13 protein-coding genes are annotated in these 15,240 nt (G+C 64.5%); 4 read left to right on the top strand and 9 right to left on the bottom strand.

What is annotated here, in order from left to right; translation table 11 throughout:
• Window positions 1–404 precede the first annotated feature (404 nt).
• The 6 genes from ACFOW6_RS16155 to ACFOW6_RS16180 form a co-directional block, all read right to left on the bottom strand.
• Window positions 405–827: a DUF1489 family protein gene (locus ACFOW6_RS16155; protein WP_382423460.1), complete on the bottom strand. Its 423-nt coding sequence runs from the start codon at window positions 825–827 to the stop codon at window positions 405–407.
• A gap of 2 nt (window positions 828–829) precedes the next feature.
• Window positions 830–1,750 (bottom strand): hydroxymethylglutaryl-CoA lyase, encoded by a 921-nt coding sequence (locus ACFOW6_RS16160; protein WP_382423461.1) that lies wholly within the window; start codon window positions 1,748–1,750, stop codon window positions 830–832.
• On the bottom strand, window positions 1,743–3,770 hold the full coding sequence (locus ACFOW6_RS16165; protein ID WP_382423462.1) for an acetyl/propionyl/methylcrotonyl-CoA carboxylase subunit alpha: 2,028 nt from the start codon (window positions 3,768–3,770) through the stop codon (window positions 1,743–1,745). The genes ACFOW6_RS16160 and ACFOW6_RS16165 overlap by 8 nt, the downstream gene beginning before the upstream one ends.
• A gap of 67 nt (window positions 3,771–3,837) precedes the next feature.
• Window positions 3,838–5,727: a potassium/proton antiporter gene (locus ACFOW6_RS16170; RefSeq protein ID WP_382423463.1), complete on the bottom strand. Its 1,890-nt coding sequence runs from the start codon at window positions 5,725–5,727 to the stop codon at window positions 3,838–3,840.
• A gap of 98 nt (window positions 5,728–5,825) precedes the next feature.
• Window positions 5,826–6,623 (bottom strand): enoyl-CoA hydratase-related protein, encoded by a 798-nt coding sequence (locus tag ACFOW6_RS16175; protein WP_382423464.1) that lies wholly within the window; start codon window positions 6,621–6,623, stop codon window positions 5,826–5,828.
• Between the two features lie 4 nt (window positions 6,624–6,627).
• Entirely contained in the window at window positions 6,628–8,235 is a 1,608-nt protein-coding gene (locus ACFOW6_RS16180; protein WP_382423465.1) for a carboxyl transferase domain-containing protein, read from the bottom strand.
• A 249-nt stretch (window positions 8,236–8,484) separates the two neighbouring features.
• Between ACFOW6_RS16180 and ACFOW6_RS16185 the strand changes: the two genes are divergently transcribed.
• Window positions 8,485–9,546 carry a Glu/Leu/Phe/Val family dehydrogenase gene (locus ACFOW6_RS16185; RefSeq protein ID WP_382423466.1) on the top strand — a complete coding sequence of 354 codons (1,062 nt, stop codon included), beginning with the start codon at window positions 8,485–8,487 and terminating at the stop codon, window positions 9,544–9,546.
• A 147-nt stretch (window positions 9,547–9,693) separates the two neighbouring features.
• Complete coding sequence (locus ACFOW6_RS16190) at window positions 9,694–9,867, top strand: hypothetical protein (protein ID WP_382423467.1); 174 nt, start codon at window positions 9,694–9,696, stop codon at window positions 9,865–9,867.
• 61 nt (window positions 9,868–9,928) lie between these two features.
• Here the strand turns inward: ACFOW6_RS16190 and bfr are convergent, their stop codons facing one another.
• The 3 genes from bfr to ACFOW6_RS16205 form a co-directional block, all read right to left on the bottom strand.
• Window positions 9,929–10,414, bottom strand: a complete 486-nt coding sequence (gene bfr / locus ACFOW6_RS16195) for a bacterioferritin (RefSeq protein ID WP_382423468.1) — start codon at window positions 10,412–10,414, stop codon at window positions 9,929–9,931.
• Window positions 10,415–10,521: 107 nt separating this feature from the next.
• Window positions 10,522–10,737, bottom strand: a complete 216-nt coding sequence (locus tag ACFOW6_RS16200) for a (2Fe-2S)-binding protein (RefSeq protein ID WP_382423469.1) — start codon at window positions 10,735–10,737, stop codon at window positions 10,522–10,524.
• A gap of 109 nt (window positions 10,738–10,846) precedes the next feature.
• On the bottom strand, window positions 10,847–11,362 hold the full coding sequence (locus ACFOW6_RS16205; protein ID WP_382423470.1) for an Lrp/AsnC ligand binding domain-containing protein: 516 nt from the start codon (window positions 11,360–11,362) through the stop codon (window positions 10,847–10,849).
• Window positions 11,363–11,479: 117 nt separating this feature from the next.
• On the opposite strand from ACFOW6_RS16205, the gene putA reads away from it, so the two are divergent.
• Both putA and ACFOW6_RS16215 read left to right on the top strand, forming a co-directional pair.
• The gene (gene putA / locus ACFOW6_RS16210; RefSeq protein WP_382423471.1) at window positions 11,480–14,635 is read left to right on the top strand and encodes a bifunctional proline dehydrogenase/L-glutamate gamma-semialdehyde dehydrogenase PutA; all 3,156 of its coding nucleotides are present in this window, start codon (window positions 11,480–11,482) and stop codon (window positions 14,633–14,635) included.
• Between the two features lie 73 nt (window positions 14,636–14,708).
• Window positions 14,709–15,131 carry a PaaI family thioesterase gene (locus ACFOW6_RS16215; RefSeq protein ID WP_382423472.1) on the top strand — a complete coding sequence of 141 codons (423 nt, stop codon included), beginning with the start codon at window positions 14,709–14,711 and terminating at the stop codon, window positions 15,129–15,131.
• Window positions 15,132–15,240 lie beyond the last annotated feature (109 nt).

Here is a 15,240-nt window from a genome sequence, read left to right on the forward strand (position 1 = left end):
GACCAAAATCCCCCAGAGGGCTTAAAGCCAGGATACGCATCTCGAACAACGGCCCAAGCCAAAACAGCTCGCAAAACCGCCGTCCGCGTATCCCTTCCAATAACAATCAACAATGTCAAAGAGCCGGCATCTCACCCTGAGGTGAGGGCCAAGAACCCCCGTTCGGAAGCATCGCTTCCAGACCACTCAGTCCCTGAACGGAAGGTTGGAGATTATAATCACGAAGACAGACCCATTCAACGCCTTTCAGACGCTGTCTGAAGTTTTGTCTTCGGGAAGCCGCGGAAGTTAAGGCAGAGCGCCTTCAGCGCCGCGACGCCTTGGTATTTAGGGATATCGCCGGGCGCTGTCCAGAGCAAAATCGAGATTCATGTCAGAAAAGTTATCCACAGCCGTCCGCGCGCTCACAGCAGACCCAGCGCCCGCAGCTCGGCGAGCATCTCCGGCGGCGCCTCGGCCAGGGAGTCCGTCGCCTGGCCCAGGTCGGCCGGCGCCTGTTCGGACGGCAGGTAACGCCAGCCCTGGAAGGGACGCTGCTGGCGGGCTGCCACGCGCACCAGGCCCGGCTTCAGCACCAGTCGGGCATAGGAGCGTCCCTCCTCGTCCACGCGCTCCTCGATATCCTCCAGTGGCTGGCGCGCCTGGACCAGGCCCTTGATCACCCAGTAGACGGAACCGCCGTCCAACAGCTCGGCCCGCCGCCGGGGCATCATGCGGGTGTCGTGCCAAAGCCCGCCAGCGGTTGCCAGGCGACGCTCCTGGAACTCCGTCAGGCTGTCCACGGATTCGCTGCCCACCGACAGCTTGATCAGGTGCAAATCCCCCAAGGTCAGGCCACCTCGGATGCCTTCGCACCGCTGCGCGCCAGCGCCACGCGCGAACGCGAGGGACGGCGAATCTGCTCGGAGATGAAGTTGCCCGCCGCGACCAGGCGGTCGAGGTCGACCCCCGTCCTGATGCCGAGGCCATTCAGCATGTAGACCACGTCCTCGCTGGCGACATTGCCACTGGCCCCGGCCGCATAGGGACAGCCGCCGAGTCCGGCGACGGAGGCATCGACCACCGAAACGCCTTCCAGCAGGCTGGCGTAGATGTTGGCCAAGGCCTGGCCGTAGGTATCGTGATAGTGGACCGCCAGTTCGGACAGCGGCACGTCCCGCGCCAGCCGCCGGATCAGGTTTCGCGCCTGCCCCGGCGTGCCCACTCCGATGGTATCGCCAAGCGAGATCTCGTAGCAGCCGAGGCCGCGCAGTTCGCGGGCCACCCAGGCAACGGCTTCCGCATCGATCTCGCCCTCGTAGGGGCAGCCCAGCACACAGGAGATATAGCCGCGCACCTTGAGGCCTTCGGCCAGGGCCCGCTCCGTCACCGGCGCGAAGCGCTCCAGCGACTCCTCGATGGAACAGTTGATGTTGCGCTGGGAAAAGCTCTGGGAGGCCGCGGCAAAGACTGCAATCTCCCCTGCTCCGGCCTCCAGGGCCGCATCCAGGCCCTTCTCGTTGGGCACCAGGACGGGATAGCTGACGCCGGCACGTGCGGGTAACAGCGACATCACCTCGGCGGTCGCGGCCATCTGCGGCACCCAGCGCGGACTGACGAACGCGCCGGCTTCGATGTGGGTCAGGCCGGCATCGGCCAGGCGGACGATCAGGTCCGCGCGCATCGCAGCGGGCAGATGGGCCGACTCGTTCTGCAGGCCGTCGCGCGGGCCCACTTCCACCAGACGGACTGTCTTCGGCAATTCACTCATCGTTACCTGCCGTTCCTGTTTCCTGAACCTCGAAGCGAATGAGCTCAACGCCCTCGCCCACGGAATCACCCTCCGCGAAGAGGACCTCCTGCACAATGCCATCCTCGGCGGCGGTGATGGTATGTTCCATTTTCATGGCTTCAAGTACCATGAGGGCGGTGCCCTTGGCGACTTGCTGGCCGGGGGTGACCGCCACGCGGGTGACCTTGCCCGGCATGGGCGCAACCAGGCGGTCCGCGCCCTCCTGGGTCAGGGCCTCGAAGCCGTGGCGGTCCAGGAAATGCAGGCGATGACACTGGCCATCCACCACGACCAGATAGTCGCCGCCCTCGCGAAAACAGCGCCAGCCAAGCCGCCGGCCATCGATCGCCGCCGTCATGGACGTGAGATCACCACTGTCCTCCAGACGGACCCGATGGCACGCCTCGCCCACCCAGACGTTCCAGTCCCGCCCCGACGCCAACAGTTGGACGGCATGCTCCTCGTCCTGGTACCGGAAATCCAGGACCAGCGCCTCGTGGCCGCCGGGACGCCAGCCGGACAGCTCGGCCCAGGGCGAGTACGGGTCCTGTGTGGCGGCCTGGACAGACAGGGTGTGCAGGCGCTGTTCCTGAAGACGGGAAAGCGCGGCCAGCAACAGCACCCACGCCGACGGCAGGCCCTCGGAGGGCACCAGGAGTTCCGCGCGATAGCGTTCGACGAACCCCGTATCGAAATCCCCGTTACGGAAGGCAACATGACCCGCGATGGAGCGCAGGAAAGCCAGGTTGGTCACCGGCCCGGCGATCTCCGTTCGGCGCAGGCCATACTCCAGCCGCCGCAGCGCCTCGGCCCGATCCCGGCCATGGGCGATGACCTTGGCGATCATGGGATCGTAGTCGACGGGTATGCTGTCCCCGCTCTCGACGCCGGCATCGACCCGGAAACCCGCCTGCGTGTCAGGAAAGGCAAGGTGTACCAGCCGTCCCGGCGAAGGCATGAAGTCTCGCGCCGCATCCTCGGCATAGAGCCGGGCCTCCACGGCATGTCCCTGCCGGGGAATGTCCTCCTGTGCCAACGGCAAACACTCGCCGGCGGCCACGCGCAGCTGCCATTCCACAAGGTCCTGGCCGGTGACCATCTCGGTCACCGGATGTTCCACCTGCAGGCGGGTGTTCATTTCCATGAAGAAATAGTCCTCGCCCTCGGCGATGAACTCCACCGTGCCGGCGTTGCAGTAGCCGATCGCCTGGGCGGCGCGCAAGGCCGCCTGCTGCAGGCCCGTGCGCACCTCCTCGGACAGGCCGGGTGCCGGCGCCTCCTCGATCACCTTCTGATGGCGGCGCTGAACGGAGCAGTCGCGCTCGTGCAGGTGGACGAAGTTGCCGTGGCTGTCGGCGAAGACCTGCACCTCGATATGGCGCGGCTGCGTCAGGTACTTCTCGATCAGGACCCGGTCGTCGCCGAAGGCGGCCCGCGCCTCGCGGCGTGCGCCCTCCAGGTCGTCGGTGAAGCGCGCCGCATCCTCGACGATCCGCATGCCCTTGCCGCCGCCGCCGGACGAAGCCTTGATGAGCACGGGATAGCCGATCCCGGCGGCAGCCTCTTCGAGGGTGGCGTCGTCCTGCTCGTCGCCGTGATAGCCGGGCACAAGGGGAACGCCGGCCTTCTCCATCATCTGCTTGGCCCGGGTCTTGGACCCCATGGCGCGGATGGCCGAGGTCGGAGGCCCGACGAAGACCAGCCCCGCCTCGGCGCAGCTCTCGGCGAAGTCCGCGTTCTCGGACAGGAAGCCATAGCCGGGATGGATCGCCTCCGCCCCGCAGGTCCGCGCCGCCGCCAGGACGGCTGCCGTATCCAGGTAGTTGCCCGGCCCCTTCTCGTCCCCCAGGTACACGGCCTCGTCGGCCAGGCGTACGTGGCGCGCCCCGGCATCCGCGGCTGTATAGACCGCCACACAGCGCAGCCCCAGGCGGTGGGCGGTGTCCATGATGCGACAGGCGATCTCGCCGCGATTGGCAATCAGAAGAGTCGAAAACACGCTGCACCTCGCGACTTGGAAAGAAGACACCGTTTGCTCGTTCCCGCACGTGGCGGCCCAGGACATGTCATGGCTTCCTGTCCCCTGCACTTGCCGCCTGGTCGTCGTCAGCCTCCGAGGACGACTCCACCGAGCTGTCCTGGTGATGTGTCGTGGAGATCCCCGGCCATCCCCGCCGGAAAAGCGCTGCCGCGCGATGGAACAGGACGAGCAGCCGTTCGGGCAGCAGCTGCGGCGGCGCCGGTTCCAGCCAGATTCCCACCTCGGTGATGCCCTCCTCGTTCAGGTCGCGCACGACCAGCTCGATGGGTCCCAGTGCCAGACGGTCGCCCACCGACACCGTCTTGCCGAGCCGCTTGCGCAGAAAATCGGCCAGCGGCATCTCGCGCTCCTGCGTGGTGACCGGCAGATCATAGATGTCGGACAGCGCCCCAACGGGCGTGGTTCCGGGAAAGGAAAAGTCGCCCAGGGTCACTTCCTCGCGCCGGGAGCGGCTGCGCCGCCGCGGCAGCAGCTGGCGATCCAGCAGCAGGACCTGTTCGGGCGGGGCCACGGCAAGCAGGTAGTCGTTCGGCTTCAGCATCTTGATCAGCTGGCGCGGCACCACGACGTTCCCGCGCAGGAGCGCCAGGATGCGTACGCGGTCGGGCACGCGCAGCGCGTCGATCGACTTGTTCACCATGGGACTGGACTCGGCGATGCGATAGCCCACCATCTCGCGGTCGAAGCCCGTCGGCAGCTCGAAATCCAGTTTGCCCTTGTCCTCCGGGGTGGGAGGCAGCTCGATGTTCAGTTTTCGTGCCAGCCAGGGCACGGTCCAGCCCTGCAGGATCAGCGAGCTGAGCACCACCAGGAAGGCAACGTTGAAGAACTGCATCCCCCCGACCACGCCCTGGAGCAGGGGGATGATCGCCAGGAAGATCGGAACGGCGCCGCGCAGGCCCACCCAGGCGATGAACAATCGCTCCTCGCGCGAAAAGTTGAAGGGCGCAAGGCAGAGCAGGACCGCCACGGGCCGGGCGATGAACATCAGTCCCAGGGCAATCAGGCCGGCCGGCAACAGGTCGGGCAGCAGGTTGCTGGGGGTCACCAGGAAGCCCAGCATCAGGAACATGCCGATCTGGCAGACCCAGGCGATTCCGTCGTGGAACCTGCGGATCAGCTGGTTGGCCCGCAAGCGCTTGTTGCCCGCCACGATGCCGGCCAGATAGACGGCCAGGAAGCCACTGCCCTCCAGCTGCTGCGCCCCGCCGAACACGACCAGCGCCCCCGCAATCACGAAGACGGGATAGAGGCCGGGCGCAAGTTCCAGCTTGTTGACCACCCAGGTCAGTGCGTAGCCGCCCAGCAGGCCGAAGGCCGCACCGACGCCCAGCTGCAGCAGGAAGCTGCGGGCGATATCCCAGGTGATGTCAGTTGTGCCCGACGACACGAGCTCGGCCAGGGTGATGGTCAGGAAGATGGCCATGGGGTCGTTGACGCCGGACTCGACCTCCAGGGTCGTGCCGACCCGGCGCTTCAGGTCCATGCCGCGCTGGTGCAGCAGCAGGAAGACCGCAGCGGCATCGGTGGAGCCCACGATCGAGCCGACCAACAGCGAAGGCACAAGCCCGAAATCGAGCACGGCCCAGGCGAAGAGCCCCGTGAGACCAGCCGTGATCAGTACGCCCAGCGTCGCCAGCAAGGAGGCCGGCGCCCAGGCCACACGAATGGACTTGAGGGGCGTGCGCAGGCCACCGTCGAACAGGATGATGGCAAGCGCCAGGCTGCCCACCAGATAGGCGAGATCGAAATTGTCGAAGGAGATCCCGAAGGGACCGTCCTCCCCGAAGAACATGCCGAGTCCGAGGAAGACCAGCAGCAGGGGCGCCCCTATGCGGGAGGACAGCACGCCGGCCAGGATACTGACCAGCAGCAGCGCACCTCCCATGAATATCAGTTGATTGGCAAATTCCATCTTGCTGAACGGCCTGACAGGCCGATTTCTTCCTCACTCACTTGTGTTCGTCACGAACCAGCGCCCAAGTCCCTATTTTCGCTCCTGCGTCACAGCCGTCACTCCCGCTGCTGCCGCCATGAAGGCGTCGCCTTTTCCAGGAACGAGCGAATGCCCTCGCGCCCTTCTGGGGAGGCACGCAAGCGGGCTATTCGCTTCGCCGTCTCGCGCGTCAGCTCGGACGAGTGACGGTTGGCCGACACGGAGAACACCAGGTCCTTGGCCGCACGCAGGGCCTCGGGGCCGCCGGCCAGCAGGTTGCCGGAGAGCTTTTCCGCCCTTGCCTCCAACTCGTCAGGAGCGACCGCTTCGTGTACCAGTCCCAGGCGACAGGCCTCGACCGCGGAGAACTTTTCCCCCGTCAGGAAATAGCGGCGCGAGGCCCGCGCGCCCATGGCATCCAGAACATAGGGCGAGATCACCGCGGGGATCAGCCCCAGCCGCACCTCGGTGAGTGCGAAGGCTGCCGTCTCGGAGGCCAGCGCAATGTCGCAGCAGGCGACGAGACCGACCCCGCCGCCAATCGCCGCCCCCTGGACGAGAGCCAGGGTCGGACGCGAGAAGCTGTTCAGCCGCTCCATCAGGGCAGCCATGGCCTCGGCGTCACGGATATTCTCCGCCTCGCTGTAGCCGGCCATGGCCTGCATCCAGTTGAGATCGGCGCCGGCCGAGAAGGAACGCCCCTCGGCGGCCAGTTGCAGCAGGCGAACCTCCGGATCGCCGTCGAGGCGCGCCAGCGTCTCGCTGAGCTTCGCGATGAGCGCGTCATTGAAGGCATTGTGAACCTCGGGCCGGGTCAACGTGATCCGGACAATGCCGTTGTCCCTGCGATCTTCCCTGAAGAGCTGTTCAGTCATGATACTACATCCTGAAAAGGCCGAAACGGGTGGGCTCGATGGGGGCATTCAGGCTGGCCGAGAGGCCCAGGGCCAGGCAGGTCCGCGTGTCGCGCGGATCGATCACGCCGTCGTCCCACAGCCGCGCCGACGCGTAATAGGGATGTCCCTGGGTTTCGTACTGCTCGCGGATCGGGGCCTTGAAGGCCTCTTCCTCCTCCGCGGGCCAGGATTCGCCGCGCCCCTCCAGCGCATCGCGACGAATGGTGGCAAGCACGTTGGCCGCCTGCTCGCCACCCATCACGGAGATGCGGGCATTGGGCCACATCCAGAGGAAGCGCGGGCTGTAGGCCCGCCCGCACATACCGTAGTTGCCGGCCCCGAAACTGCCACCGATCACGACGGTGAACTTGGGCACGTTGGCGCTGGCAACTGCCGTCACCAGCTTGGCGCCGTTCTTGGCGATACCGCCGGCCTCGTACTTCCGGCCCACCATGAAGCCCGAGATGTTCTGCAGGAAGACCAGCGGGATACCACGCTGGCAGCAGAGCTCGATGAAATGGGCGCCCTTCAGCGCCGACTCACTGAAGAGGATGCCGTTGTTCGCCAGGATCCCTACCGGATAGCCGTGAATCTCGGCAAAGCCGCAGACCAGTGTCGGTCCGTAGAGCGTCTTGAACTCGTCGAAGGCGCTGTCGTCCACGATGCGCGCGATGATCTCGCGTACGTCATAGGGCTGGCGCAGGTCGCAGGGTACGGCCCCGTGCAGCTCACCAGGATCATAGCGAGGCGCGCGCGGAGCGCTCAGATCCAGGCTGGTGGTCTTCACGCTGTTGAGGCGCGCCACGGACTGCCGCGCCAGGCCCAGCGCGTGCTTCTCGTCCACGGCGAAGTGGTCGGCCACCCCCGACAGCCGCGTATGCACCTCGGCCCCGCCCAGGTCCTCGGCGCTCACCTCCTCGCCTGTCGCCGCCTTGACCAGGGGCGGCCCGCCCAGGAAGATCGTTCCCTGTTCGCGTACGATGATCGCCTCGTCCGACATGGCCGGCACGTACGCGCCACCGGCCGTGCAGGACCCGAGCACCACGGCGATCTGGGCAATGCCGGCAGCCGACATGCGCGCCTGGTTATAGAAGATGCGGCCGAAGTGATCGCGGTCCGGAAAGACCTCGTCCTGGTTGGGCAGGTTGGCGCCACCGGAATCCACCAGGTAGATGCAGGGCAGGCGATTCTGTTCCGCCACCTCCTGGGCGCGCAGGTGCTTCTTGACCGTCAACGGATAGTAGGTCCCGCCTTTGACGGTGGCATCGTTGGCCACGACCATGCATTCGCGTCCGCTGACACGCCCGATGCCGGTGAGGATCCCCGCCGCGGGGACCTGGTCCTCGTAAAGCCCCCAGGCGGCGAGCGGCGAAAGCTCCAGGAAGGGCGACCCTTCGTCCAGCAGCAGGCGTATGCGTTCGCGGGGCAGGAGTTTGCCGCGTTTCAGATGGCGCTCGCGTGCGGCCTCGCCGCCGCCCGAGCGAACGCTGGCCAGCTGATGGTTCAGGTCGCCCACCAGGCGTCCCATGTCCTCGGCATTCTTCCGGAAATCCTCGCTCTGGGGCGACAGGGTGGAGTCGATGCGACTCATGCGACTGGCTCCATCTCGATTCACACCGCCAGAGAATAGCGGAAAGACCAAGGTTCAGGGGCACTGCGGCGCGACGCAACGCCAAAAAGATCGATTCTTGCGTATGCATACAGTGACACACACGCAGCCCCTGTCGGCAGCTGAAAAGATAGAAAAGAAATTACGCTTCATTTCCAATATCATATTCGAAGAGACTTAGGCAAAGGTTTGCCCACCGAAAGGCGGAAAAACCTGACAGGAGTCGCGAAAATGACGGTCTTCGAGCATCACGAGTACGACGGTCACGAAGGTGTCCATTTTGCCCATGACCGGGAGAGCGGCCTGCACGCGATCATCGCCATCCACAACACGGCCCTGGGCCCCGCTCTGGGCGGCTGCCGCTACTGGACCTACCAGGACAGCGAGGCGGCTCTGACCGATGTCCTCCGCCTCTCGCGCGGCATGACCTATAAATCCGCCCTGGCCGGCCTGTCCTTCGGCGGCGGGAAATCCGTCATCCTGGCCGACCCCCGGGCACAGAAGACTCCGGCGCAGCTGCAGGCCATGGGCAGTTTCGTGGAGAGCCTGGGCGGACGCTATCACATCGCCGAGGACGTCGGGATCTCCGTCGCGGACGTGGAGGTCATGGCAGAACGGACCAGGCATGTCGCCGGCATACGCGCCGGCGACGCCGGGGATCCCTCTCCGGCCACGGCCTTCGGTGTGTTTTGCGGCATCCGCGCCGCCGTCCGGCACAGCTCTTCTCTCGACAGCCTGCGGGATGTTCCCATCGCCGTGCAGGGACTGGGCCAGGTCGGCATGGAACTCTGCCGGCTGCTGTTCGGGGAAGGCGCGCGCCTTTTCGTCAGCGACCTGAACCCGGAGCGCATGAAGCAAGCCCGCGAACGCTTCGATGCCATTCCGCTCGAGGGCGATGCGCTGCTGGATGTGGATGCCGAAGTCTTTGCACCCTGCGCCCTTGGAGGGGTCATCAATGATCTGAGCCTCGAGCGTCTGAGGGCGAGCATCGTGGCCGGTGCGGCAAACAACCAGCTGGCCGAAGCGCGCCATGGCCGCGCTCTGCAGGAGCGCGGAATTCTCTACGCACCGGACTACGTCATCAACGCCGGCGGGGTCATCAACATCGCTCACGAAACCCGTGCCGGCGGGCCGACCTATGATCGGGCGCGCGCATTCCAGGCGGTGGCGCGCATCGCCGAAACCCTGGAGGAGATCTTCCGCCGCGCCCAGCAACAGGGCATCGCCACGTCGGAAGCAGCGGATCAGCTGGCGGTCGCACGCGTGGCGCAGGCCACGCACCGGGCCGCCTGACGCCCGCACCCAAAGACCCCGACGCGCCGATCGATCCTGGCCGGAAGGTCCGGCGTACATTGTCCCTGGCGACGCCAGGGCAAACCTCTTGCCAGCCTCTGCATAATATTGATAATGATTATCATTATCTATTCAGGGAGCTGCTTCATGACTGTCCTGCGCACCTTCGACCCCATCCTGCTCATGCGCTTGACCACGCTGGAAAACAGTCACTGGTCCCATACGCCGAAGGACGCCGGCCCGCCCGACCAGGAGGCGAAGACCTGTGAGACCACGGCTCCGCGCTCCGAGAACGCGGACCGCGCCATACAGCAGGAATAAGGGCGTGCCGCCACGCCGGCCTGTGGTAGAGCACAGGCGACGCTGAAGGCAGGCGCCAGGCTCAGTCCCCGGACTCGTTGGCGCTTGTCTGCAGCTGGACGAAGTTCTCCAATCCCATGCGCCCGATCTGGCCCAGCTGGGTCTCCAGCCAGTCCACGTGCTCCTCTTCGCCCTCGAGAATGCTCTCGAACAGTTCCCGGCTGACGAAGTCATGCACCTGTTCGCAATGGGTGATGGCTTCACGGAGAAGAGGAATGGCCTTGCTTTCGAGCTTCAGGTCGCATTCCAGGATTTCCTTCACGTCCTCGCCGATCAGGATCTTGTGCAAGTCCTGAAGATTGGGCAGGCCTTCCAGGAAGAGGATCCGCTTGATGAGCTTGTCGGCATGCTTCATCTCATCGATGGATTCCTCGTACTCCTTCTCGGCCAGTTCCGAAATGCCCCAGTCTCCCAGGATCCGCGAATGCAGGAAGTACTGGTTGATCGCCGTCAGCTCGTTGGTGAGTACCTTGTTGAGATACTCGATGACCTGCTTGTCGCCCTTCATGGATCTCTCCTGCACTCGCCTTGTTGTTGCGCACACGAACATGTGCTGCGGCCACCCTTCGTGACCACAGACAGTGTAGTGATTATATCAGGAAAGAGAGGCGATTGTCACTCGGCCGGCAACGGCAGCGGTTCCGACGAGAAGGACAAGCTCTCCGCCGGCTTCCGGCATTCGGAGAGAATATCGCAGATCGTTTCCTTGCAACGCCCGCAACTGGGCCTGACACCCTGGGCACGATAAACTTGGGCGGGCGTTACCGCTCCATCCTCGATGGAACGGCGAACATCGCGACAGGTAAATCCATTACAGAGACAAACGTACATGAGACACCGCTAATCATTCGCAGTTTCATTTCTACGTTTTCTGAGAATGAATGTCAATTGGGGGATTCAGCCCCCTGTACAAAAAATCAGCGACCCGTGCAGAAACGCCTCACTTGCCTTCCGGCGGGTCATGGATCGGCAGGGGGCTGTCCGTCTTCACCTCTTCCATCACCACGTAGGAATGGGTTTGCGCGATCGCCGACATCTCCGCCAGCCCTTCGCCCAGGAAACGCCGATAAGCCGTCATGTCGGCAATGCGGACCTTGAGCAGGTAATCGAAACCACCGGAAACCATGTGGCATTCCAGGACCTCCGGCAAACCCTCGACAATCTTTCGGAATTGTTCGAAAGTTTCGGGTGTTGTGCGATCCAGCGTGACCTGGACCAGGATCATCAAGGCGGCATCGAGCTTCATCGGATCGAGCTGGGCTCGGTAGCCCTTGATGTAGCCTTCACGTTCCAGGCGCCGAACACGTTCAAGGCAGGGCGTGGGGCTGAGACTGACGCGCCGTGCGAGTTCCACGTTACTCAGCCGGCCTTCCGTCTGCAGGGCGCGAAGGATGTTTCGATCGACCTGGTCTAAATTCCTGTCGGATGCGGCTTCCCTGGAGGATTTTGCTGCCATTTCTTGCTATTTCCTTGCAAAATCGCGCTTGTTACCACAACTTATCAGAATTATCGCCTACGTGGTATTGCTATTTTCACCGGGGTTCGCAACGGCGCACGAGAAGGGAGCTATCTCATGATTATCGATCCTGCACTGGCGGAGGTCGGCACACTGCGCCAGACGCTGCGCGAGAACACCCATGCCGACGAGGCTGAGACCGTCAAGCACCTGATCAAGCTGGCCGAAACCGATGCGAATACGCGCCAGAGGATTGAGACGAAGGCTACAAACCTGGTGAAGGCGGTGCGCAATTCGCGCATAGGCCAGGGCGGCATCGACGCGTTCATGCATGAGTACGAACTCTCCAGCGAGGAAGGCGTCATCCTGATGTGCCTGGCCGAGGCCATGCTGCGCGTGCCGGACTCCTACACGGTCGACAAGCTGATCAAGGACAAGATCGGCTCCGCCGAATGGGACAAGCACGTGGGCGCCAGCGATTCCCTCTTCGTGAACGCCTCGACCTGGGCCCTGATGCTCACCGGGCGCGTGGTCAAGCTGAGCGACGAGAAGCGTCGGGATGTGGGCGGCGTTCTGCGCCGCATGATCCACCGCTCCGGCGAACCCGTGATCCGCCGCGCCGTGCGCGAGGCCATGCGCATCATGGGCCGCCAGTTCGTCATGGGACGCACCATCGAGGAAGCGCTCGAGCGCGCGAAGCCCATCGAAGCCAAGGGCTATCGCTACTCCTATGACATGCTGGGTGAGGCGGCCCGCACCATGGCGGATGCGGACCGCTACTACGAGTCCTATCGCCAGGCGATCGCCGCCATCGGCAAGGCCGGCTCGGGCAAGAGCATCGAAGACAGCCCGGGGATCTCGGTCAAGCTCTCGGCCCTGCATCCGCGCTACGAGTTCGCCCATCGCCAGCGCGTCATGAACGAGATCGTGCCGCGCCTGAAGCAGCTTTGCCTGGATGCCAAGCAGAAGGAGATCGCCCTCTGCGTCGACGCCGAGGAAGCCGACCGGCTGGACATCTCCCTGGACGTGATCGAAGCCGTCTCCGGCGATCCCGACCTGGCCGGCTGGAACGGCTTTGGGCTGGCGGTCCAAGCCTATCAGAAACGCGCCTATATCCTGATCGACTGGCTGGCGGACATGGCCCGCCGCCATCAGCGGCGTCTCAACGTACGCCTGGTCAAGGGTGCCTACTGGGACACTGAGATCAAACACGCGCAGGAGCTGGGCTATCCCGGTTATCCCGTGTTCACGCGCAAGGTCCTGACGGATGTCTCCTACCTGGCCTGCGCCAAGAAGCTTCTGGCCAACACCGATGCCTTCTATCCCCAGTTCGCCACTCACAATGCCCAGACCCTGGCCTCCATCCTGGAATTCGCCGGCGAGAACGACGAATACGAGTTCCAGCGTCTGCACGGCATGGGCGAAGCGCTCTATGAAGAGGTGGTCGGCAAGAACAAGCAGAACCGCTCCTGTCGCATCTATGCCCCCGTGGGCAGCCACGAGGACCTGCTGGCCTATCTTGTGCGCCGCCTGCTGGAGAACGGCGCCAACAGTTCCTTCGTCAACCGCATCCAGGACGAGGACCTGCCCATCGAGGAGATGGTGGCCGACCCCGTGGAGCAGGCCAGGAAACTGAAGCGGGTTCCACACCCCCACATCCCCCTGCCCCGGAACATCTACGGCGAGAGCCGGAAGAACTCCGCCGGTCTGGACCTGACCAACATCTCGGTGATGGCCCCCCTGTCCCGGCAGATGAGCGAGAAGGCGGAAAAGCACTGGAAGGCCGCCCCCATCATCAAGGGCCGGGACGCGGACGGAAAAGTCGAGGATGTCCGCAACCCCGCCAACCACGAGGAAGTCGTGGGCCAGGTCGTGAATGCCACACCGGAGCAGGCCCTGCAGGCGCTGGAGATTGCCGCAGAGGCGCACTTCTCCTGGAACGCAACGCCGGCCGACCAGCGCGCCGCCTGCCTGGAGCGGATGGCGGACCTGATGGAGGAGAACACGGCCGAGCTGATGGCGATCTGCATCAAGGAGGCCGGCAAATCCCCCAACGATGCCATCGCCGAGGTACGCGAGGCGGTCGACTTCTGCCGCTACTATGCCATGAAGGCCCGCGAGGATTTCTCCGGAGCGCTCAAGCTGCCCGGCCCCACCGGCGAGATCGATGAATACGAGCTGCACGGCCGCGGCACCTTCCTGTGCATCAGCCCGTGGAACTTCCCGCTGGCCATCTTCACCGGGCAGGTTTCGGCTGCCCTGGTGGCCGGCAATTGTGTCCTCGCCAAGCCGGCCGAACAGACCACCCTCGTGGCCGCCGCCGCGGTGCGGCTGTTCCATCGCGCCGGCATTCCCGGCGAGGTGCTTCACCTGGTTCCGGGCGACGGCGCGAAGATCGGCGGCACACTGGTTCCGGACAGGCGCATCTCGGGGGTTGCCTTCACCGGCTCGGTGGAAACTGCCCGCCTCATTCACCAGACCCTGGCCAAGCGCGAAGGGCCCATCGTGCCCCTGATCGCCGAGACCGGGGGGCAGAATGCGATGCTGGTGGACTCCACCGCCCTGCCCGAACAGGTGGTGCGCGACGTCGTCATCTCCTCCTTCCAGTCGGCAGGACAGCGCTGCTCGGCCCTGCGCATCCTCTGCGTGCAGGAGGATGTGGCCGACAAGACCCTGAGGATGCTCTCCGGCGCCATTGGCGAATTGAGCGTCGGCGATCCCGCCTGGCTCTCCACCGACGTGGGTCCCGTGATCGATCCCGAAGCCCGGGACATGCTGAACGGTCACATCAACCGCATGGAGTCGGAAGGCCGCCTGATCGCCCGGGCGGAAACGCCGGCGGACGCCGACAAGGGAACCTTTGTTCCGCCCGTGGCTTTCGAGATCGATTCCCTCAAGCGCCTGCAGGGCGAGGTCTTCGGGCCCGTGCTGCACGTCCTGCGCTACAAGGCGGAAAAAATGGACAAGCTGATCGAGGACATCAACGCGCTGGACTACGGTCTGACCTTCGGCCTGCACACGCGCATCGATTCCACGGTGGATTTCGTGCGCCGCCGCATCCGTGTGGGCAACATGTACGTCAATCGCAACATGATCGGGGCCGTGGTGGGCGTGCAGCCCTTCGGCGGAGAGGGGCTGTCGGGCACCGGCCCCAAGGCCGGCGGCCCGCACTACCTGCATCGCTTCGCAACGGAACGGGTGATCTCGATCGACACCACGGCGGCCGGAGGCAACGCCTCGCTCATGTCCATGAGCGAAGACCTGCCCATGTAACTGGCGCAACCCTGTCCGGCATTCCTGCGTAAGGGCTGGACAGGGCACTGCCATGGCGGCAGTCTCCAATTCCATGACAACCGATTCTTCCACCCTGCCCGCGCACGACCATCAAGAGGACATCGGCCCTTTCGGCGAGCTTGTCGGCCTCCGGATCACGGCTTGGGAAATCGACCGAATCGAAATCGCGCTTCAGGTCGACAGGAAACACCTGAATCGCGGACAGGCCCTTCACGGCGGCATGGTCTCCACACTGGCGGATGCGGCCTGCGGCGGCTCAGGAACCCATCCCGAGATGCCGGAAGGCCAGCGTAGAGCCGTCACCCTGTCCCTCAACATCCACTTCATCGGGCCGGGCCGCGAAGGCAGTCGCCTCATGGCGGTGGGCGAGAAAATTGGCGGCGGCCGCAGCATTTTCTTCAGCCGCTGCGAAATTCGTGACGAGGACGGCAAGCTTGTAGCCACCGGTGAAGGGACTTTCCGCTACGTGAGCTGATGCGCTTCGAGACAGTCTGTGCCCCTCTCCTTTCCAACTCTGATTCTGGGCCGATTCCGGGGGAGAGCAACGTTTCACTCGGGATAAAAGGCATACCTTGTTCGCTGGA

Source organism: Fodinicurvata halophila (genome assembly GCF_042651425.1).
In the GTDB taxonomy this organism is placed as follows: Bacteria; Pseudomonadota; Alphaproteobacteria; order Kiloniellales; family DSM-21159; genus Fodinicurvata; species Fodinicurvata halophila.